At 73.4% G+C, this 19010-nt stretch carries 21 protein-coding genes; 17 read left to right on the top strand and 4 right to left on the bottom strand.

Annotated features, from left to right (window positions below; translation table 11 throughout):
• Positions 1 to 2 precede the first annotated feature (2 nt).
• The 4 genes from ACFY60_RS10190 (at position 3) to glmM (ending at position 4343) form a co-directional block, all read left to right on the top strand.
• Positions 3 to 1625: an ATP-binding cassette domain-containing protein gene (locus ACFY60_RS10190; protein WP_309053763.1), complete on the top strand. Its 1623-nt coding sequence runs from the start codon at positions 3 to 5 to the stop codon at positions 1623 to 1625.
• A gap of 234 nt (positions 1626 to 1859) precedes the next feature.
• The gene (rplM, locus tag ACFY60_RS10185; RefSeq protein ID WP_031076703.1) at positions 1860 to 2303 is read left to right on the top strand and encodes a 50S ribosomal protein L13; all 444 of its coding nucleotides are present in this window, start codon (positions 1860 to 1862) and stop codon (positions 2301 to 2303) included.
• A gap of 42 nt (positions 2304 to 2345) precedes the next feature.
• The gene (rpsI, locus tag ACFY60_RS10180; RefSeq protein ID WP_030687788.1) at positions 2346 to 2858 is read left to right on the top strand and encodes a 30S ribosomal protein S9; all 513 of its coding nucleotides are present in this window, start codon (positions 2346 to 2348) and stop codon (positions 2856 to 2858) included.
• A 126-nt stretch (positions 2859 to 2984) separates the two neighbouring features.
• Complete coding sequence (glmM, locus tag ACFY60_RS10175; protein WP_388610779.1) at positions 2985 to 4343, top strand: phosphoglucosamine mutase; 1359 nt, start codon at positions 2985 to 2987, stop codon at positions 4341 to 4343.
• Between the two features lie 77 nt (positions 4344 to 4420).
• Here the strand turns inward: glmM and ACFY60_RS10170 are convergent, their stop codons facing one another.
• Positions 4421 to 5401 carry a DUF389 domain-containing protein gene (locus tag ACFY60_RS10170; protein WP_388610781.1) on the bottom strand — a complete coding sequence of 327 codons (981 nt, stop codon included), beginning with the start codon at positions 5399 to 5401 and terminating at the stop codon, positions 4421 to 4423.
• An 18-nt stretch (positions 5402 to 5419) separates the two neighbouring features.
• Positions 5420 to 6418 (bottom strand): type I pantothenate kinase, encoded by a 999-nt coding sequence (gene coaA / locus ACFY60_RS10165; RefSeq protein ID WP_388610783.1) that lies wholly within the window; start codon positions 6416 to 6418, stop codon positions 5420 to 5422.
• A 170-nt stretch (positions 6419 to 6588) separates the two neighbouring features.
• Between coaA and ACFY60_RS10160 the strand changes: the two genes are divergently transcribed.
• The 4 genes from ACFY60_RS10160 to ACFY60_RS10145 all read left to right on the top strand — a co-directional run bounded on the left by ACFY60_RS10160 (position 6589) and on the right by ACFY60_RS10145 (position 11174).
• Complete coding sequence (locus ACFY60_RS10160; RefSeq protein ID WP_388610785.1) at positions 6589 to 7323, top strand: hypothetical protein; 735 nt, start codon at positions 6589 to 6591, stop codon at positions 7321 to 7323.
• Between the two features lie 39 nt (positions 7324 to 7362).
• Complete coding sequence (gene glmS / locus ACFY60_RS10155) at positions 7363 to 9210, top strand: glutamine--fructose-6-phosphate transaminase (isomerizing) (RefSeq protein ID WP_388610787.1); 1848 nt, start codon at positions 7363 to 7365, stop codon at positions 9208 to 9210.
• A 13-nt stretch (positions 9211 to 9223) separates the two neighbouring features.
• The gene (locus ACFY60_RS10150) at positions 9224 to 9592 is read left to right on the top strand and encodes a holo-ACP synthase (protein WP_345278529.1); all 369 of its coding nucleotides are present in this window, start codon (positions 9224 to 9226) and stop codon (positions 9590 to 9592) included.
• 127 nt (positions 9593 to 9719) lie between these two features.
• Positions 9720 to 11174, top strand: a complete 1455-nt coding sequence (locus tag ACFY60_RS10145; RefSeq protein WP_388610788.1) for an NAD(P)H-hydrate dehydratase — start codon at positions 9720 to 9722, stop codon at positions 11172 to 11174.
• A gap of 41 nt (positions 11175 to 11215) precedes the next feature.
• Here ACFY60_RS10145 and ACFY60_RS10140 read toward each other — a convergent pair whose 3' ends face one another.
• Positions 11216 to 11551: a YnfA family protein gene (locus ACFY60_RS10140; RefSeq protein ID WP_309053859.1), complete on the bottom strand. Its 336-nt coding sequence runs from the start codon at positions 11549 to 11551 to the stop codon at positions 11216 to 11218.
• Positions 11552 to 11892: 341 nt separating this feature from the next.
• On the opposite strand from ACFY60_RS10140, the gene alr reads away from it, so the two are divergent.
• From alr to ACFY60_RS10120, 4 genes are all read left to right on the top strand, one after another.
• Entirely contained in the window at positions 11893 to 13041 is a 1149-nt protein-coding gene (gene alr, locus ACFY60_RS10135) for an alanine racemase (protein WP_388610790.1), read from the top strand.
• A gap of 13 nt (positions 13042 to 13054) precedes the next feature.
• On the top strand, positions 13055 to 14272 hold the full coding sequence (locus ACFY60_RS10130; RefSeq protein ID WP_388610792.1) for an alpha/beta fold hydrolase: 1218 nt from the start codon (positions 13055 to 13057) through the stop codon (positions 14270 to 14272).
• Positions 14273 to 14429: 157 nt separating this feature from the next.
• Positions 14430 to 14930 carry a tRNA (adenosine(37)-N6)-threonylcarbamoyltransferase complex ATPase subunit type 1 TsaE gene (gene tsaE, locus ACFY60_RS10125; RefSeq protein WP_388610794.1) on the top strand — a complete coding sequence of 167 codons (501 nt, stop codon included), beginning with the start codon at positions 14430 to 14432 and terminating at the stop codon, positions 14928 to 14930.
• Positions 14931 to 15057: 127 nt separating this feature from the next.
• Positions 15058 to 15297 (top strand): hypothetical protein, encoded by a 240-nt coding sequence (locus ACFY60_RS10120; RefSeq protein ID WP_388610796.1) that lies wholly within the window; start codon positions 15058 to 15060, stop codon positions 15295 to 15297.
• Positions 15298 to 15329: 32 nt separating this feature from the next.
• Here ACFY60_RS10120 and ACFY60_RS10115 read toward each other — a convergent pair whose 3' ends face one another.
• A complete protein-coding gene (locus tag ACFY60_RS10115) occupies positions 15330 to 15872 on the bottom strand; it encodes a hypothetical protein (protein WP_388611039.1) in 543 nt (180 codons plus the stop codon).
• A gap of 128 nt (positions 15873 to 16000) precedes the next feature.
• Here ACFY60_RS10115 and tsaB point away from each other — a divergent pair, with 128 nt between their 5' ends.
• The 5 genes from tsaB (at position 16001) to ACFY60_RS10090 (ending at position 18996) form a co-directional block, all read left to right on the top strand.
• Complete coding sequence (tsaB, locus tag ACFY60_RS10110) at positions 16001 to 16657, top strand: tRNA (adenosine(37)-N6)-threonylcarbamoyltransferase complex dimerization subunit type 1 TsaB (RefSeq protein ID WP_388610798.1); 657 nt, start codon at positions 16001 to 16003, stop codon at positions 16655 to 16657.
• 29 nt (positions 16658 to 16686) lie between these two features.
• Positions 16687 to 17157: a ribosomal protein S18-alanine N-acetyltransferase gene (gene rimI, locus ACFY60_RS10105; RefSeq protein WP_388611041.1), complete on the top strand. Its 471-nt coding sequence runs from the start codon at positions 16687 to 16689 to the stop codon at positions 17155 to 17157.
• A complete protein-coding gene (tsaD, locus tag ACFY60_RS10100; RefSeq protein ID WP_309056676.1) occupies positions 17147 to 18247 on the top strand; it encodes a tRNA (adenosine(37)-N6)-threonylcarbamoyltransferase complex transferase subunit TsaD in 1101 nt (366 codons plus the stop codon). Before rimI ends, tsaD begins: the two co-directional genes overlap by 11 nt.
• Positions 18244 to 18498, top strand: coding sequence for a hypothetical protein (locus ACFY60_RS10095; protein WP_388610800.1), 255 nt, complete (start codon positions 18244 to 18246; stop codon positions 18496 to 18498). The genes tsaD and ACFY60_RS10095 overlap by 4 nt, the downstream gene beginning before the upstream one ends.
• Before the next feature lie 132 nt (positions 18499 to 18630).
• Positions 18631 to 18996, top strand: coding sequence for a YciI family protein (locus tag ACFY60_RS10090; protein ID WP_388610802.1), 366 nt, complete (start codon positions 18631 to 18633; stop codon positions 18994 to 18996).
• Positions 18997 to 19010 lie beyond the last annotated feature (14 nt).

Here is a 19010-nt window from a genome sequence, read left to right as displayed (position 1 = left end):
TCATGGGACATGTCGAGGCCGCGCATCTTGAGTACTACCTTCCGGACGGGAGGGTGCTGCTCGGGGACGCCTCCTTCCGCGTCGGCGAGGGCGCCGTCGTCGCCCTCGTCGGGGCCAACGGCGCCGGCAAGACGACCCTGCTCCGGATGATCTCCGGGGAGCTGAAGCCGCACGGCGGCACCGTCACCGTCAGCGGCGGGCTCGGCGTGATGCCGCAGTTCGTCGGCTCCGTGCGGGACGAGTCCACCGTCCGTGACCTGCTGGTCTCCGTGGCCGACCCGCGCATCCGGGAGGCCGCGAAGGCCGTGGACGAGGCCGAGCACCTGATCATGACCGTCGACGACGAGGCCGCCCAGATGCGGTACGCGCAGGCGCTCAGCGACTGGGCCGAGGTCCAGGGGTACGAGGCCGAGACCCACTGGGACGTCTGCACCATGGCGGCGCTCGGCGTGCCGTACGAGAAGGCGCAGTTCCGGCAGGTACGGACGCTCAGCGGCGGTGAGCAGAAGCGGCTGGTCCTGGAGTCGCTGCTGCGCGGCCCCGACGAGGTGCTGCTCCTGGACGAGCCGGACAACTACCTGGACGTCCCCGGCAAGCGGTGGCTGGAGGAGCGGCTGCGGGAGACCCGCAAGACCGTGCTGTTCATCTCGCACGACCGGGAACTGCTGTCCCGGGCCGCGCAGAAGATCGTCGCCGTCGAGCCCGGCCCGGCCGGTTCGGACGTGTGGGTGCACGGCGGCGGCTTCGACACCTTCCACGAGGCGCGCCGCGAGCGGTTCGCGCGCTTCGAGGAGCTGAAGCGGCGCTGGGAGGAGAAGCACGCCCAGCTGAAGAAGCTGGTCGTCACCCTGCGGCAGGCGGCCGCCGTCAGCCACGAGATGGCCTCCCGGTACGCGGCGGCGCAGACCCGGCTGCGGAAGTTCGAGGAGGCCGGCCCGCCGCCGGAGCCGCCGCGCGAGCAGGACATCCGGATGCGGCTGCGCGGCGGCCGGACCGGAGTACGGGCCGTGACCTGCGAGAACCTTGAGCTGACCGGGCTGATGAAGCCGTTCTCGCTGGAGGTCTTCTACGGGGAGCGGGTCGCCGTCCTCGGCTCGAACGGCTCGGGCAAGTCGCACTTCCTGCGGCTGCTCGCGGGCGACCCGACGGTGGCGCACACGGGCACGTGGAAGCTCGGCGCCCGGGTGGTGCCGGGGCACTTCGCGCAGACCCACGCCCACCCGGAGCTGGAGGGCCGCTCCCTGGTCGACATCCTGTGGACGGAGCACGCCAAGGACCGGGGCGGGGCGATGTCCGTGCTGCGCCGGTACGAGCTGGAGCGGCAGGGCGACCAGCCCTTCGACAAGCTCTCCGGCGGGCAGCAGGCCCGGTTCCAGATCCTGCTCCTGGAGCTCGCCGGCACCACGGCGCTGCTCCTGGACGAGCCGACGGACAACCTGGACCTGGAGTCGGCCGAGGCCCTCCAGGACGGCCTGGAGGCGTACGAGGGCACGGTCCTCGCGGTCACCCACGACCGCTGGTTCGCGCGCTCCTTCGACCGCTATCTGGTCTTCGGCTCCGACGGGGTCGTCCGGGAGACGAGCGAGCCGGTGTGGGACGAGCGGCGGGTGGAGCGGGCGCGGTGACGGTGCCGGGCGCCGGCCCGGGGCATTTTGACCCGCCGGGGGTGGCGCGGGTACCGTAGCGGTTTGTTATGCGTATCGGCTTCGTCGTTCTCACGCGAAGGGGCCCTACGCAGGTTCCCTGGAGCAGTTACCAGTGGCTCGCATACGGGCGGTGTCCCGGCAGTGTGGGCCCCAGCTGCATGATCGCTTCAGGTGTGTCTGGACTCCATCCACTGAAGAAGCGAAGGCTACGAAGTGCGTACGTACAGCCCCAAGCCTGGCGATGTGACTCGCCAGTGGCACATCATCGACGCGCAGGACGTCGTCCTGGGCCGTCTGGCGACGACGGCTGCGAACCTCCTGCGAGGCAAGCACAAGCCCGTCTACGCGCCGCACATGGACATGGGCGACTTCGTCATCATCATCAACGCTGACAAGGTCCACCTGTCCGGCAACAAGAAGACCCAGAAGATGGCCTACCGCCACTCCGGCTACCCGGGCGGTCTGCGCTCCGTCCGTTACGACGAGCTGCTGGACAAGAACCCCGAGAAGGCCGTCGAGAAGGCCATCAAGGGCATGATCCCCAAGAACTCCCTGGGCCGTCAGATGCTCTCGAAGCTGAAGGTCTACGCGGGTGAGAACCACCCGCACGCTGCTCAGCAGCCGGTCCCGTTCGAGATCACCCAGGTCGCGCAGTAGTTCCGGCCACCCCCTAAGAACGAAAGAAATCTGAGGAGCATCGTGGCCGAGACCACCCCCGAGACCCCCGTCGACGAGTTCGAGGGCGTCGAGGAGTACACCACCGAGACCGAGAACGTCGAGGGTGACTACACCTCCGAGTCCCTCGCGTCCCGCTTCGGCGACCCGCAGCCGGCCGCCGGCCTGGGCCGTCGCAAGAACGCCATCGCCCGCGTCCGGATCGTTCCGGGCACCGGCAAGTGGAAGATCAACGGTCGCACCCTTGAGGACTACTTCCCCAACAAGGTGCACCAGCAGGAAGTCAACGAGCCCTTCAAGGTGCTCGAGCTCGACAACCGCTACGACGTGATCGCCCGCATCGCGGGTGGCGGCGTCTCCGGCCAGGCCGGCGCCCTGCGCCTCGGCGTGGCCCGCGCCCTCAACGAGGCGGACGTCGAGAACAACCGCCCGGCGCTGAAGAAGGCCGGCTTCCTCTCCCGTGACGACCGTGCGGTCGAGCGGAAGAAGGCCGGTCTCAAGAAGGCCCGTAAGGCTCCGCAGTACAGCAAGCGTTAATCGCCTGCTCGGTCTGCTCGTAAGGTACGCCCCGGCGGCACATTCTGTGCCGCCGGGGCGCGCCCCTTTCAGGGGCCAGTTCCGGGCGTCGCTGGGGACGTCCGTGGATCGCAATGGAGGACAGCTGTGGGACGACTCTTCGGCACGGACGGCGTGCGCGGTGTCGCCAACGCCGATCTGACGGCGGAGCTGGCGCTCGGCCTGTCGGTCGCCGCCGCGCACGTGCTCGCCGAGGCGGGGACCTTCGAGGGCCATCGGCCGACCGCCGTGGTCGGACGGGACCCGCGCGCGTCGGGAGAGTTCCTGGAGGCGGCCGTCGTGGCCGGCCTCGCCAGTGCCGGAGTCGACGTGCTGCGCGTCGGCGTGCTGCCCACCCCGGCCGTGGCGTACCTGACCGGCGTCCTCGGCGCCGACCTCGGCGTGATGCTGTCCGCCTCCCACAACGCCATGCCCGACAACGGCATCAAGTTCTTCGCCCGCGGCGGCCACAAGCTCGCCGACGAGCTGGAGGACCGCATCGAGGCCGTGTACGAGGAGCACCGCACCGGCGCCCCCTGGGACCGTCCGACCGGTGCCGGCGTCGGCCGCGTCCGCGACTACGACGAGGGCTTCGACAAGTACGTCGCCCACCTGATCGGCGTCCTGCCCAACCGCCTCGACGGCCTGAAGATCGTCCTGGACGAGGCCCACGGCGCCGCCTCCCGCGTCTCGCCCGAGGCCTTCTCCCGGGCCGGCGCCGAGGTGATCACCATCGGCGCCGAGCCGGACGGCCTCAACATCAACGACGGCTGCGGCTCCACGCACCTGGAGATGCTCAAGGCCGCCGTCGTCGAGCACGGCGCGGACCTCGGCATCGCCCACGACGGCGACGCCGACCGCTGCCTCGCGGTCGACCACACGGGCGCCGAGGTCGACGGTGACCAGATCCTCGCCGTCCTCGCCCTCGCCATGCGCGAGGCGGGCACCCTGCGCGGCGAGACCGTCGTCGCCACCGTCATGTCGAACCTGGGCTTCAAGCTCGCCATGGAGCGCGAGGGCCTGACCCTCGTCCAGACCGCGGTCGGCGACCGCTACGTCCTGGAGTCCATGAAGGAGAACGGCTTCGCGCTCGGCGGCGAGCAGTCCGGGCACGTCATCGTGCTCGACCACGCCACCACCGGCGACGGCACCCTCACCGGCCTGATGCTCGCCGCCCGGGTCGCCGCCACCGGCAAGTCCCTCGCCGAGCTGGCCGCCGTCATGGAGCGGCTCCCGCAGATCCTCATCAACGTCAAGGACGTCGACAAGTCCCGGGTCGCCACCTCCGGCGAGCTGGCCGCCGCCGTCACCGAGGCCGAGCGCGAGCTGGGCTCCACCGGTCGCGTCCTGCTGCGCTCCTCCGGTACGGAGCCGCTCGTCCGCGTCATGGTCGAGGCCGCCGACATCGAGCAGGCCCGGTCCGTCGCGCAGCGCCTGGCGGACGTCGTGAAGTCGGCGCTCGGCTAGGACGACGGGCCCGTACACGGGAGGGCCCCGCCGCACTCAGGTGCGGCGGGGCCCTCGCGCGTACGGCGCCGGGGCCGTCAGGAGCGGGGCTTCGGGCGGACGGACGCCGCGCCGGGCCTCGCGCGGCGGGTCCACCGGCCGCGCTGCGTCCGCCACAGGAGCTTCTGCGTGTACAGGGTCAGCGTCCCGGCCAGCATGATGCCGAGGAGGTTGAGCAGCAGCTGCTCCACCGAGCCCCACATCTGGCCGAGCTCTCCGTAGCCGAGGGCCACCGCCGCGTTCGCCGCCGCGGGAACGGTCGTCACCGAGATCGCCACCCCCACCAGGGCACCCGACTTCGCCGAGGTCAGCGACAGCGTGCCGGCCGCACCCGCGAGGACCGCCACCACGAAGGAGAACGGGTCCGGCTGCCAGATGAAACTGGTGTTGGGCCGGGTCCCGTCCAGCTGCTCCCGGGTGAACAGGCCGGCCGCGTCCATGCCCAGGCTGAACAGGGTCGTCACGGCGATCGCCGCCGCGAAACCGGCCAGGAGCGCGATCAGCGAGCGCGCCGCGAGCCTCGGAGCGCGCCGTACCACCGCCGTACAGACCCCGGCCAGCGGGCCGAACTCGGGGCCGACCGCCATCGCGCCCACGATCAGGATCGCGTTGTCGAGGACGACACCGCAGGCGGCGATCATCGTCGCCAGGATCATGAAAGCGGCGTAGGTGACGGAGAGCGTCGACTCCTCGTGGGTCGCGCCGGTGAGCTGTTCCCAGATCACCGCGTCGGCGGACTCGCCGGGGGCCTCCTCCTCGGCCGCGTCGGCCCGCTTCGACAGCGACAGGCCGACGTCGTCGACGGAGATCGACCCGTCCTCGTCGATCCGCAGCCCGCGCAGTCCGGCGAGGAGCTCGTCGCACGCCTCACGGGCCACGTCGCACGTCACCACGTCCCCGGAGGGATCCCGCGCGGCGCCCGGCAGCACCACCAGATGGGTGGTGCCGACGGTCGACTCGATCAGTTTGACGGCGTCCGGCGTCCGGCCGGGCGGCACGATCATCCGCAGATGCAGCATGCGCCGAGCTTACGGACGTCAGAGCTTGCGCAGGCTCAGACGCTGCACCTTGTGGTCCGCCCCCTTGCGGACGACGAGGGTCGCCCGGCCGCGGGTCGGGGCCACGTTCTCCAGGAGGTTGACCTTGTTGATGGTCCGCCACATCGTGCGCGCGTAGTCCAGGGCCTCCTCCTCGGAGACCTGGGTGTAGCGCTGGAAGTACGAGTCCGGGTTCTGGAAGGCCGTCTCCCGCAGCTTGCGGAAACGATTCAGGTACCAGCTCTCGATGTCCTCGGCCCGCGCGTCCACGTACACCGAGAAGTCGAAGTAGTCGGCCAGGCCCACCCGGGTCCTGCCGTCCTTGCCGGGCAGCGCCGGCTGGAGGACGTTCAGCCCCTCCACGATCAGGATGTCCGGGCGGCGCACCACCAGCCGCTCGCCTGGCACGATGTCGTAGATCAGGTGCGAGTAGACCGGGGCGGTGACCTCCTCCTTGCCCGCCTTGACGTCCGCCACGAACCGGGTGAGCGCCCGCCGGTCGTACGACTCGGGGAAACCCTTCCGGGACATCAGGCCGCGCGCCTGGAGCTCCGCCATCGGGTACAGGAAGCCGTCGGTGGTGATCCGCTCCACCCGCGGGTGCTCCGGCCAGCGGGCCAGCAGGGCCTGCAGCAGCCGGGCGACGGTCGACTTGCCGACCGCGACGGACCCGGCGACCCCTATGACGAACGGGGTGCCGCGCTGCTCCGCGTTCTCCCCGAGAAACGTGTTGAGCGCCCCCCGCAGCCCGCTCGTGGCCTGCACGTACAGGTTCAGCAGCCGGGAGAGCGGCAGATAGATGTCGCGCACCTCGTCCAGGTCGATGACGTCCCCGAGCCCGCGCAGCCGCTCGACCTCCTCGGCGGTGAGCGGCAGTGGTGTCTTGTCCCGCAGGGCACTCCACTCGGCCCGGGTGAGGTCGACGTAGGGGGTCGGCTCGGAGGACCGGCGGGGGGAGGCGCCGTTGCCGTGGGGGCTTCGTGGCGGCGAAGTGATCACCCCGCCATTGTCCCGGCTCCCGCCGGACCGTGGGTGGTGGGGTCGGTCACGTGGCGGAAGGGATTGCCCCGGGCCCCGGCGGGGGCGATCATGTGGGGCCGCGTGCGCCGGAGCCGTACGCGGGGGAGCCGTCGTCCGGCGGCGTGGAGAGAAGCAGAGAGTCACCGCACATGCGTACGCCCGTCAGAGCCGTCACCGCCGTCTCCCTCGCCCTCCTCGTCACCGCGTGCGGTGGCGGCCAGGGGGGCGGTGATCAGGCGAAGGGACGCTCCGGCGAGAGCACTGCCGGCGTCTCGGCCACGCCGTCCGCGCCCCCGCGGAAGGCCCTGACCCTGGCCGAGCTGGAGGAGGCGATCGTCGGCCAGGGGGACCTCAAGGGATACGCGGTGGAGGAGAGGAAGGGACCCGGGATCGGTTCGCCTTCCGTGACGGTCGACAAGGAGGCGTGCAAGCCCCTCGCCGACGCGCTGTACTCCATTCCGCACCACCTCGCCTTCGCCACCGCGGAGACGACGATGGCGGAGACACCGAAGGCGGGTGGCGTCACGGCTCCGGGAAACGCCGCCACCGATCTGTCGCTCTCCTCGTACGAGGCGGACGGAGCGCAGGAGGCACTGGCGGCGGTGAAGACCTCGGCATCGGCGTGCCGAAAGGGTTTCACCTTCACGGTCGTCGACGAGACGACGAGGGTGCGCTCGGTCGCGCCCCTGCCGGTGGCCGTCGGCGACGAGGCACTGGCCTGGAAGATCGCGTTCCACACGGGCGGTGCCCCCCACCACGCCACGGTCGCCGTCTTCCGCAAGGGCGGCACGGTGGCGGTCGCCTCCACCGCGAGCGGTGCCCCCGGCGGCATCGCGGCTCCGCCGAAGGCCCTGCTCGACGCGCAGGCCGCCAAGCTGTCCTGAGTCCACGATGGTGGGCGGCATCCGCCGTAGGCTGCCGCCATGTGCGGAATCGTGGGATACGTCGGCGGTCAGTCGGCGCTTGATGTAGTGGTCGCGGGCCTCAAGCGGCTCGAATACCGGGGCTACGACTCGGCCGGTGTCGCCGTGCTCTCCGACGGCGGGCTCGCCGCGGCGAAGAAGGCCGGGAAGCTCGTCAACCTGGAGAAGGAGCTGGTCGACCGGCCGCTGCCCGGCGGGTCCGTGGGGATCGGGCACACCCGCTGGGCCACGCACGGCGGGCCGACCGACGCCAACGCGCATCCGCACCTCGACAACGCGGGGCGGGTGGCCGTCGTGCACAACGGGATCATCGAGAACTTCGCCGCCCTGCGCGAGGAGCTGGCCGAGCGCGGGCACGACCTGCTGTCCGAGACGGACACCGAGGTCGTCGCGCACCTCCTCGCCGAGGAGTTCTCCTCCGTCGGCGACCTGGCCGAGTCGATGCGGCTGGTGTGCCGGCGGCTCGACGGCGCCTTCACCCTGGTCGCCGTCCACGCCGACCAGCCCGACGTGGTCGTCGGCGCCCGCCGCAACTCGCCCCTGGTCGTCGGGGTCGGCGAGGGCGAGAACTTCCTCGCCTCCGACGTGTCGGCCTTCATCGCCCACACCCGCTCCGCCATCGAACTCGGCCAGGACCAGGTCGTGGAGCTGACCCGCGAGGGCGTCACCGTCACGGACTTCGACGGCGCCCCCGCCGACGTCCGCGCCTACCACGTCGACTGGGACGCCTCCGCCGCCGAGAAGGGCGGCTACGCCTCCTTCATGCTCAAGGAGATCGCCGAGCAGCCCAAGGCCGTCGCCGACACCCTCCTCGGCCGGATCGACGCGGCCGGCCGGCTCACCCTGGACGAGGTACGCATCCCGGCGGCCGTCCTGCGGGAGGCCGACAAGGTCGTCGTCATCGCCTGCGGCACGGCCTTCCACGCCGGGCTCATCGCCAAGTACGCCATCGAGCACTGGACGCGCATCCCCTGCGAGGTCGAACTCGCCAGCGAGTTCCGCTACCGGGACCCCATCCTCGACCGGCGCACCCTGGTCATCGCCATCTCCCAGTCCGGCGAGACCATGGACACGCTCATGGCGCTGCGGCACGCCCGCGAGCAGGGCGCCAAGGTCCTCGCCATCTGCAACACCAACGGGTCCACGATCCCGCGCGAGTCGGACGCCGTCCTCTACACCCACGCCGGGCCCGAGGTCGCCGTCGCCTCCACCAAGGCCTTCCTCACCCAGCTCGTCGCCTGCTACCTCCTCGCCCTCTACCTGGGCCAGGTGCGCGGCACCAAGTGGGGGGACGAGATCCAGGCCGTCGTCCGGGAGCTCGCGCGCATCGGTGACGAGGTCGAGCGGGTCCTGGAGACCATGGAGCCCGTCCGGGCCCTGGCCCGTTCGCTCGCGCACAAGGACACCGTCCTGTTCCTCGGCCGGCACGTCGGCTACCCGGTGGCCCTGGAGGGCGCGCTGAAGTTGAAGGAACTCGCGTACATGCACGCCGAGGGCTTCGCCGCGGGCGAGCTGAAGCACGGGCCGATCGCGCTCATCGAGGACGACCTGCCGGTCGTCGTCGTGGTGCCCTCGCCGCGCGGCCGGTCCGTCCTCCACGACAAGATCGTCTCCAACATCCAGGAGATCCGGGCGCGCGGCGCGCGGACCATCGTCATCGCCGAGGAGGGCGACGAGAGCGTCGCCCCCTACGCCGACCACCTCATCCGCGTCCCGGCCACCCCCACGCTGCTCCAGCCGCTCGTCGCCACGGTGCCGCTCCAGGTCTTCGCCTGCGAGCTGGCCACCGCCCGCGGCAACGAGGTGGACCAGCCGCGGAACCTGGCCAAGTCCGTGACGGTGGAGTGAGGAACGACAACGCATGATCATCGGGGTGGGGATCGACGTGGCCGAGATCGACCGGTTCGCCGCGTCGGTCGAGCGCACACCGGGGCTGCTCCAGCGCCTCTTCGTCGAGCGGGAACTGCTGCTGCCGAGCGGCGACCGGCGGGGCATCGCCTCGCTGGCCGTCCGGTTCGCGGCGAAGGAGGCCGTGGCGAAGGCGCTCGGGGCGCCCGCCGGGCTGCACTGGACGGACGCCGAGGTGTACGTCGAGGACACCGGGCAGCCGCGCCTGCGGGTCCGGGGCACGGTCGCGGCACGGGCGGCCGAGCTGGGCGTGAAGCACTGGCACGTGTCGCTCAGCCATGACGCGGGGGTCGCGTCGGCGGTGGTGATCGCGGAGGGGTGAGGGGGCCGGACCGGTCCGCGCCCGTGCGGCGCCGGGCCGCACGGGGCTTCCCGCCGGTGCGGTCCGCCCCCGGGCCGCACGGGCCCGATCCGGGTGAGCCGGGAGGCCCTGGGGCAGACTGCTGACCATGCGAACCGCTTACCGTGTGGAGACCGTCCGGGCCGCAGAGGCCGACCTCATGGCGCGGCTGCCCGAAGGGGCGCTCATGCAGCGGGCCGCCGCAGGACTCGCCGCCGCCTGCTGCTCGCTGCTGGGCAAGGGGCGGGTGTACGGGGCCCGGGTCGTGCTCCTCGTCGGCAGCGGCGACAACGGCGGCGACGCCCTGTACGCCGGGGCCCGGCTCGCCCGGCGCGGGGCGGGCGTGAGCGCCGTCCTGCTCGGCACGCGGGCCCACGAGGGCGGCCTCGCGGCGCTCCGGGCGGCCGGGGGTCGCGTGATCGGGGGCCCCGAGGACGACCCGTACGCGGTGCTCGCCGCCGCCGACCTCGTCCTCGACGGCATCACCGGCATCGGCGGGCGGGGCGGGCTCCGCCCCGGCGCCGTCCCCCTCGCGCGGGCCGCGCGCGGCTCCGGCGCCGTCGTCGTCGCCGTCGACCTGCCCAGCGGCGTCGACGCCGACACGGGCGAGGTCGCGGGGGAGGCGCTGCGGGCCGACGCGACGGTCACCTTCGGTACGTACAAGCCCGGTCTGCTCGTCGACCCGGCCCGCGAGTACGCCGGGGCCGTACGGCTCGTCGGCATCGGCCTCGACCTGCCGTCGGTCCCCGACCTGGAGGCGCTCCAGCACCGGGACGTGGCCCGGCTGCTGCCCCGGCCGGGAGCCGAGAGCGACAAGTACCGGCGCGGTGTCGTCGGCGTCGTCGCCGGCTCCGCCCGCTACCCCGGCGCGGCGGTCCTCGCCGTCTCCGGAGCGCTGCGGGGCGGGGCGGGCGCGGTGCGGTACGTGGGGCCCGCGGGCGACGCGGTGATCGCCGCGCACCCGGAGACCCTGGTGCACGCGGGGCCCCCGGAGAAGGCCGGACGGGTGCAGGCCTGGGTCGTCGGACCCGGGCTCGGTGACGGGCCCGGCGCGGGCGCCGCCGTCGCGGAGGTGCTCGACTCCAGCGTGCCGGTGCTCGTGGACGCCGACGGGCTGCGCGGCCTGGACCCCGCCGCCGTACGGGCCCGCCGGGCGCCGACCGTCCTCACCCCGCACGCCGGCGAGGCCGCCGCCCTGCTCGGCGTCCCGCGCGCGTCCGTGGAGGCGGGCCGGCTGGCGGCGGTACGGGAACTGGCGGGCCGCTTCGGCGCGACGGTCCTGCTCAAGGGCTCGACGACCCTGGTGTGCGGGCCGGGCGCCAAGCCCGTACGGGTGAACCCGACCGGTACCTCCTGGCTGGCCACCGCCGGCAGCGGCGACGTCCTCTCCGGCCTCGCCGGCTCCCTCTTGGCGGCGGGGCTCGAACCCCGGGACGCGGCCTCCTGCGCCGCCTACCTGCACGGCCTGGCCGCCCGTCACGCGACGGGCCCGGGGGCGCCGCTGACGGCGGCGGACGTGGCGGCGGCCCTGCCGGCGGCGTGGCGGGACGTGACCGCGCCGTAGAAGGGGGCGCGGGCGGCCGGGCGGTCCCCCGCCCGGACGTGTCAGTGGCCGCGCGGCGCGTACATGATCACGGCCATGCCGGCGAGGCACACCAGCGCGCCGATGACGTCGAAGCGGTCCGGGCGGTAGCCGTCGGCCACCATGCCCCAGGCGATCGACCCGGCGACGAAGACACCGCCGTACGCGGCCAGGATGCGGCCGAAGTCGCCGTCGGACTGCAGGGTGGCGACCACCCCGTACAGGCCCAGCGCCACGACGCCCGCACCGATCCAGACCCAGCCCCGGTGCTCGCGGACGCCCTGCCACACCAGCCAGGCCCCTCCGATCTCGAAGAGGGCGGCGACGGCGAAGAGGGCGACGGAACGGGCGACGGTCACGGTGCGGGGTCCTTCGGCGGGGCGGGTTCGGAAGGGAGAGGGGCGCGCGACCGCCGGGCGGTCCGCGTCGCGCGCATCCCGACCGTAGCCGGTGGTGCGCGGCCCGGGGCGGGACCGCTCCGGAAGGGCGGCGGAGGTCACGTATCCCACCGTCAACTTCCGTGATCGACAAGCCCGTTCGGGCCACCGGGGAAAGTGGCCCGGTGCCGGGCGCCCGCCGGAGCCCCGCAGGTCCGCCGGGGGTGCGGGGGCCGGACGGCCGGGGACCGCGCGCGGGAGCGTGATCGGGGCGACAGACGGGGTACGCGGCCGGGGAGCCGGCACCTGAGAGACTGGGCGCGATGACTGAGACACCGCCGCCCCGACGAGCCCGCGCCGAGATCGACCTCGGCGCGCTGCGTGCGAACGTCCGCACGCTGCGCGCCCGCGTCGCCCCCCACGTCCGGATCATGGGCGTGGTCAAGGCCGACGCGTACGGACACGGCGCCGTCCGCTGCGCCCGCGCCGCCCTGGAGGCCGGTGCGGACTGGCTCGGGACGGCCACCCCGCACGAGGCCCTTGCGCTGCGGGCCGCCGGCATCACCGACGTGCCGGTCATGTGCTGGCTCTGGACGCCCGGCGACCCGTGGGACGAGGGGATCGAGGCGGGCCTGGACATGTCGGTCAGCGGCCTGTGGGCGCTGGAGGAGGTCCGCGCCGCCGCCCGCCGCACCGGCCGTACGGCCAGGGTGCAGCTGAAGGCCGACACCGGTCTCGGCCGCAACGGCTGCCAGCCCGCCGACTGGCCCCAGCTCGTCGGCGAGGCCCTGCGCGCGCAGGAGGAGGGCCTGGTCCGGGTCACCGGCCTCTGGTCGCACTTCGCCTGCGCCGACGAGCCCGGGCACCCGTCCGTCGCCGCGCAGCTCGACACCTTCCGTTCGATGCTCGACCACGCCGAGAAGGCGGGCGTGGAGCCCGAGGTCCGGCACATCGCCAACTCGCCGGCCACCCTCACCCTCCCCGAGACCCACTTCGACCTGGTCCGGCCGGGCATCGCGCTGTACGGCGTCTCGCCGAGCCCCGAGCTCGGCACCTCCGCCGAACTGGGCCTGCGGCCCGTCATGACGCTCAAGGCGAGCGTCGCCCTGGTGAAGCAGGTGCCCGCCGGGCACGGCGTGTCGTACGGGCACCACTACGTCACCGGCGGCGAGACCACCCTCGGCCTGATCCCGCTCGGGTACGCCGACGGCGTCCCCCGGCACGCCTCGGGCCGTGGCCCGGTCCTGGTCGGGGACCGGGTGCGCACCGTCGCCGGGCGGGTCGCCATGGACCAGTTCGTGGTCGACCTGGCCGGCGACACGCCCGCCCCGGGCACGGAAGCGGTGCTGTTCGGGCCGGGCGACCGGGGCGAACCGACCGCCGAGGACTGGGCGGTGGCCGCCGACACCATCGCGTACGAGATCGTCACCCGGATCGGCGCGCGCGTGCCGCGCGTCTACGTGGGGGAGTAGGGGAGGGGCCGGCGTGGGCGAGGCAGGCAACTGGCGGCGTGCCGGGTTCGCCGGCGCCGCGATCGGTGTCATCGCGGCGGGCGCGGCGGCCGGGGTGGCCGTCGAGCGGCTCACCGTCGGCCGTTCCGTACGGCAGAAGGCGCGGCTCGCCCTCGACGCCACCGGCCCCTACGGGACCCTGCGGGGCACCCCGGGGCGGGCCCACGCCGACGACTCCACGGCGCTCTACTACGAGGTCGACGAGGTCACGGCGACCGGCGGGCCCGGCGGGACGGCGGACGCGGCCGCCCGGCGCCGCCGCCTCTTCGGGCGGAAGCGGCCCGCCCCCGTCACCGTCGTCTTCAGCCACGGCTACTGCCTCAACCAGGACTCCTGGCACTTCCAGCGGGCGGCGCTGCGCGGCCTGGTCCGGGCCGTGTACTGGGACCAGCGCAGCCACGGCCGCTCGGAGCGCGGCGTCGACCAGTCCGGGCCGGACCCCGTGCCCGTCTCCATCGACCGGCTCGGCCGGGACCTGAAGGCCGTCATCGACGCCGCCGCCCCACAGGGCCCGCTCGTCCTGGTCGGCCACTCGATGGGCGGGATGACGGTGATGGCGCTCGCCGACCAGTACCCCGAGCTGATCCGCGACCGGGTCGTGGGCGTCGCCCTGATCGGTACGTCGGCGGGGAAGCTGGCCGAGGTGACGTACGGGCTGCCGCAGGCGGGGGTGCGGGCCGTGCGGCGGGTACTGCCCGGGGTGCTGCGGGCGCTGGTCGCGCAGGCGGACCTGGTGGAGCGGGGCCGCCGGGTCACCGCCGACCTCTTCGCCGGTGCGTTCAAGCGGTACTCGTTCGCGTCCAGGGACGTCGATCCGGCCGTGGCCCGCTTCGCCGAGCGCATGATCGAGTCCACTCCCATCGACGTGGTCGCGGAGTTCTACCCGGCCTTCGCGGAGCACGACAAGACGGGGGCGCTCGCCACGTTCCTCGACCTGCCGGTGCTGGCGCTCGCCGGGGACGAGGACCTGGTGACACCGGCCTCCCACACGGAGGCCATCGCCGCGCTGCTGCCCGACGCCGAGATGGTGGTCGTGCCCGACGCCGGGCACCTGGTCATGCTGGAGCACCCGGAGGTCGTGAACGACCGTCTCGCGGACCTGCTCGTACGGGCCGGGTCCCTCACCGGGCCGGTGGCGGACCCGGTGGACCCGGTGACGGGCGCCGGGAGCCGGACCGGTCACGACGGCTGAGCCACGGCCGGACGACGGCCGGGCGGAGTGACCCGGCCCGGGCGCGGCAGGGCCCGGGCCGCCGCGAACGGGCCCGTACCGCCGCTCCCGGCCGACCCCGTCCGCCGTCGTGGCCGCCGTGACGAGGCCGCCGGCCGCAGCCGTTAAGTTGGCGGGTATGGAAGCAGCACACCCGCCCGTCTCCGGGGCCACCCTCGCCGTCGACTCTCCCGAGCGGATGCAGGAGCTGGGCCGCCGGCTCGCGAAACTCCTCCGCCCCGGTGACCTCGTCATGCTCACCGGCGAGCTGGGGGCCGGGAAGACCACGATGACCCGCGGCCTCGGCGAGGGCCTGGGCGTCCGGGGCGCCGTCACCTCGCCGACCTTCGTCATCGCCCGCGTCCACCCGTCCCTGGTCGGCGGGCCCGCCCTCGTGCACGTCGACGCCTACCGGCTCGGCGGCGGGCTCGACGAGATGGAGGACCTGGACCTGGACGTCTCGCTCCCGGAGTCCGTGGTGGTCGTCGAATGGGGTGACGGCAAGGTCGAGGAGTTGACCGACGACCGGCTGCACGTCCTCATCCACCGCGTCACCGGCGACACCGACGACGACCGGCGGACCGTCGTGCTGCGCGGCATCGGGGACCGCTGGGCGGAGGAGGACCTCGCCCTCTTCTGACACTCTTCCCGGCCATGCCTTCCGTAGATTCCGACAACCTGTCGGGAAGATGTTGCGCCGGTCGTACGTGCCGTGGTGACATGGGGGTACGAGCTGGTTAGGTCTACCTAACCTACGGGAGGCATGCATGGCGACGCGAGCGCGCGTGGAACACACCCGGGACCACGTCTCGATGAGCGACCTGCTGGCGTCCTGCGCCGCCGCGAGCGCCCTGTCCACCCCGCCCGAGCGCCCCGCGCCGGCCGGGGACGCGGACGGGCACGGCGAGTACGCGCACGGGCGGGAGCCGCTGGCGGACGGCCAGGAGTACGCCGACGAGCACACCGACCACGGGCGCAGACGCCGGGTGCGCGGCACCGCCGCCTAGGAGGAAAGGCCCCCGTGGGCCCCCGAGCGGGCCTACGGGACGACGACGATCTTCGCGCCGATCACCGCGAAGGCCCACAGCGCGTCGCCGTCCTCGCGCTTCATCCGGACACCGCCGGTCCGCTTCGACGGGTCGGGTGACGGCGTCGAGCCGTCCACCGCCGCGCTGAAGCCGACCGACACGTCCTCCACGGTCGCGAACCGCACCACGTGCTCGATCTGCACCCCGTCGGAGCCCCGCACCGAACCGGAACGCGAGGTCACCGCGTACGCCCCGGGCGGCGGGCTGACCGTGCTCGGCATCACCGAGAAGGTGCGCAGGGCCTTGTTCCTGGCGTCCACCAGCCACACCCGGCGGTCGCGGAGCGCGTACACCACCCGCTCGCCCGTGCCCGAGTTCGCCGGTACGGCCAGCGGGTTCCGGGCCGGCTGCTTCGGGCGGTCGGCCGCCGGGGCGGACGGGGCGGCACTGCTCGGCGCCGGCGGCTTCACCGACAGGTCGGCGGGAACGTTCGCCGAGGCCTGGTAGGCGAGGAAGGCGACCGCGGCGACGGCAGCCGCGGTGAGCCCGGCCACGAATCCCGAGCTGCTCCTTGCCACCGTGCCCACCTCTCCGTACGTACGTTTCGAAGGGTGACGGTAGCAGCAGGGCGGCCGGGGGGCGGGGCGCCGTGCCCGGCGTCCGGGAGCCGTAGGCTGTTCGCGTGCTGTTGCTCGCCATGGATACCGCCACCCCCGCCGTCACCGTCGCCCTCCACGACGGCGCGACCGTCGTCGCGCAGTCGGGTCAGGTCGACGCCCGCCGCCACGGGGAGCTGTTGCTGCCCGCCGTCGACCGGGTCCTGGACGAGGCCGGACTGAAGCTCGACGCGGTCACCGGGATCGTGGTCGGCGTCGGCCCCGGCCCGTACACCGGGCTGCGCGTCGGGCTCGTCACCGCCGCCACCTTCTCCTCCGTGCTCGGGGTGCCCGTGCACGGCCTGTGCACCCTGGACGGCCTCGCGTACGCCTCCGGGATCGAGGAGCCCTTCGCGGTCGCCACGGACGCCCGCCGCAAGGAGGTGTACTGGGCGCGGTACGAGAACTTCCGTACCCGTGTCACCGACGCCTCCGTCGACCGGCCGGCCGACATCGCGGAGTCCCTCGCCGGGCTCCCCGTCGTCGGCGCGGGCGCCCGCCTCTACCCCGAGGCCTTCCCCGACGCGCGCGACCCCGAGCACCAGTCGGCCGCCGCGCTGGCCGCGCTCGCCGCGGAGAAGCTGGCCGCCGGCGGTGACGGGTTCCTCGACCCGCTGCCGATGTACCTCCGCCGCCCCGACGCGCAGGTGCCGAAGAACTACAAGGTGGTCACCCCCAAGTGAGCACCCCCGCCCAGGCCGTGCTGCGCGAGATGCGCTGGTGGGACATCGAGCCGGTGCTGGCGCTGGAAGCCGAGCTGTTCCCCGAGGACGCCTGGTCGGAGGGGATGTTCTGGTCCGAGCTCGCGCACGCCCGCGGGCCCGGCGCCACCCGCCGGTACGTGGTCGCCGAGGACCAGGACGGCCGGATCGTCGGCTACGCGGGGCTGGCCGCGGCCGGCGGCCTCGGGGACGTGCAGACCATCGCCGTCGCCCGCGACCAGTGGGGTACGGGACTCGGCGCCCGGCTCCTCACCGACCTGCTCCAGCACGCCACCGCCTTCGAGTGCGACGAGGTCCTCCTCGAGGTGCGCGTGGACAACACAAGGGCCCAGAAGCTGTACGAGCGCTTCGGCTTCGAGCCCATCGGCTTCCGGCGCGGCTACTACCAGCCCGGAAACGTGGACGCGCTCGTGATGCGACTGACCGTTCAAGGAACAGAGACTGATTCTGATGGCTGCTGACGAACCGCTCGTACTCGGCATCGAGACCTCCTGCGACGAGACCGGTGTCGGCATCGTGCGCGGGACGACCCTCCTCGCCGACGCCGTCGCGTCGAGCGTCGACACCCACGCCCGCTTCGGCGGCGTCGTCCCCGAGATCGCCTCCCGCGCGCACCTGGAGGCGATGGTCCCGACGATCGAGCGCGCGCTGAAGACGGCGGGGATCTCCGCCCGGGACCTCGACGGCATCGCCGTCACCGCCGGCCCGGGCCTGGCGGGCGCGCTGCTCGTCGGCGTCTCCGCCGCCAAGGCGTACGCCTACGCCCTCGGCAAGCCGCTCTACGGCGTCAACCACCTGGCCTCGCACATCTGCGTCGACCAGCTGGAGCACGGCAAGCTGCCCGAGCCGACGATGGCCCTGCTGGTCTCCGGCGGGCACTCCTCGCTGCTGCTGTCCTCCGACATCACCTCCGACGTGCGGCCGATGGGCGCCACGATCGACGACGCCGCGGGTGAGGCCTTCGACAAGATCGCCCGCGTCCTCGACCTCGGCTTCCCGGGCGGGCCGGTCATCGACCGGCTCGCGAAGGAGGGCGACCCGGCGGCCATCGCGTTCCCGCGCGGTCTGACGGGCGCCAAGGACCCGGCGTACGACTTCTCCTTCTCCGGTCTCAAGACCGCCGTGGCCCGCTGGATCGAGGCCAAGCGGGCGGCCGGCGAGGAGGTGCCGGTGCGGGACGTGGCCGCGTCCTTCCAGGAGGCCGTGGTGGACGTGCTCACCCGCAAGGCCGTCCGGGCCTGCAAGGACGAGGGCGTCGACCACCTCATGATCGGCGGCGGCGTCGCCGCGAACTCGCGCCTGCGGGCCCTGGCCGAGGAGCGCTGCGAGCGGGCCGGCATCCGGCTCCGCGTGCCCCGGCCCGGCCTGTGCACCGACAACGGGGCCATGGTCGCCGCCCTCGGCGCGGAGATGGTCGCCCGCAACCGGGCCGCCTCCGACCTCGAACTGTCGGCGGACTCCTCGCTGCCGGTGACCGACCCGCACGTGCCGGGCCACTCCCACTCCCACGATCACGTGCACGAGGTCAGCAAGGAGAACCTCTACTCATGAGGGTCGCCCTGATGTGGGAGGCGCGGGCCGCACAGGGCCGGGGGGCCGAGCTCCTGGAGTGGGCGCGGTCGCAGGTCCTGGCGTACGACCCGGAGCGCCGGGAGACCTTCCGCGCCCCCCAGGACCGGGTCCTCGTCCTCACCTGGTGGGAGGCCGACACCCTCGACGCCGAGCTGCCGGAGCTGCCGGAACCGGACCCGGACCTCATCACCCGTCCGGTCCACCGCTGGCGCTTCGAGGCGGTCGAATAGGCGAACCGGCGCCCGTCTCCGCGCGGCTCCCGGAAAAACTTCCGGCGGGGTGTCGATGCGGGCCGGGCCCGTTCGACGTAGGAGTGGACGGCGGGGAGAGGCCCCGCCACCGCACCACCCCGAGGAGTCGTCATGCCCCGCTTCCTGTCCCTCGTCCGCATCGAGGAGAACACCATCGACATGGAGAGCGCCGACCCCGGCTTCGAGCAGCGGATGGGCGCGCTGTTCGAGGAGATCACCAAGGCCGGCGTCATGCTGGACACGGCCGGCCTCCGGCCCACCGCCGAGTCCACCCGCCTCACCTGGTCGGACGGGAAGGTGTCGTACACCGACGGCCCCTTCACCGAGACCAAGGAGGTCATCGGCGGTTACGCGATGATGCAGTGCAAGGACATGGCCGAGGCGCTCGAGTGGGGGAAGCGCTTCCTCGCGGTGCACCCGCCGCAGTGGAAGGTCGGCCTGGAGGTGCGCGAGGTGGAGGAGCAGCCCGAGGGCTGAACCGCCGCGGGGCG

This window comes from Streptomyces sp. NPDC012827 (assembly GCF_042900905.1).
Lineage (GTDB): Bacteria > Actinomycetota > Actinomycetes > Streptomycetales > Streptomycetaceae > Streptomyces > Streptomyces gulbargensis.
Note: the sequence above shows the minus strand (reverse complement) of the source record. Positions and strands in the feature narration are given on the sequence as shown.

Coding starts and splice junctions, on each gene's coding strand:
- ACFY60_RS10190 (WP_309053763.1), top strand. CDS start 3: ATGGGACATGTCGAGGCCGCGCATCTTGAGTACTACCTTCCGGACGGG.
- ACFY60_RS10170 (WP_388610781.1), bottom strand. CDS start 5,401: ATGCTGCATCTGCGGATGATCGTGCCGCCCGGCCGGACGCCGGACGCC.
- ACFY60_RS10160 (WP_388610785.1), top strand. CDS start 6,589: ATGCGTACGCCCGTCAGAGCCGTCACCGCCGTCTCCCTCGCCCTCCTC.
- glmS (WP_388610787.1), top strand. CDS start 7,363: ATGTGCGGAATCGTGGGATACGTCGGCGGTCAGTCGGCGCTTGATGTA.
- ACFY60_RS10150 (WP_345278529.1), top strand. CDS start 9,224: ATGATCATCGGGGTGGGGATCGACGTGGCCGAGATCGACCGGTTCGCC.
- ACFY60_RS10145 (WP_388610788.1), top strand. CDS start 9,720: ATGCGAACCGCTTACCGTGTGGAGACCGTCCGGGCCGCAGAGGCCGAC.
- alr (WP_388610790.1), top strand. CDS start 11,893: ATGACTGAGACACCGCCGCCCCGACGAGCCCGCGCCGAGATCGACCTC.
- tsaE (WP_388610794.1), top strand. CDS start 14,430: ATGGAAGCAGCACACCCGCCCGTCTCCGGGGCCACCCTCGCCGTCGAC.
- ACFY60_RS10120 (WP_388610796.1), top strand. CDS start 15,058: ATGGCGACGCGAGCGCGCGTGGAACACACCCGGGACCACGTCTCGATG.
- rimI (WP_388611041.1), top strand. CDS start 16,687: ATGCGCTGGTGGGACATCGAGCCGGTGCTGGCGCTGGAAGCCGAGCTG.
- tsaD (WP_309056676.1), top strand. CDS start 17,147: ATGGCTGCTGACGAACCGCTCGTACTCGGCATCGAGACCTCCTGCGAC.
- ACFY60_RS10095 (WP_388610800.1), top strand. CDS start 18,244: ATGAGGGTCGCCCTGATGTGGGAGGCGCGGGCCGCACAGGGCCGGGGG.
- ACFY60_RS10090 (WP_388610802.1), top strand. CDS start 18,631: ATGCCCCGCTTCCTGTCCCTCGTCCGCATCGAGGAGAACACCATCGAC.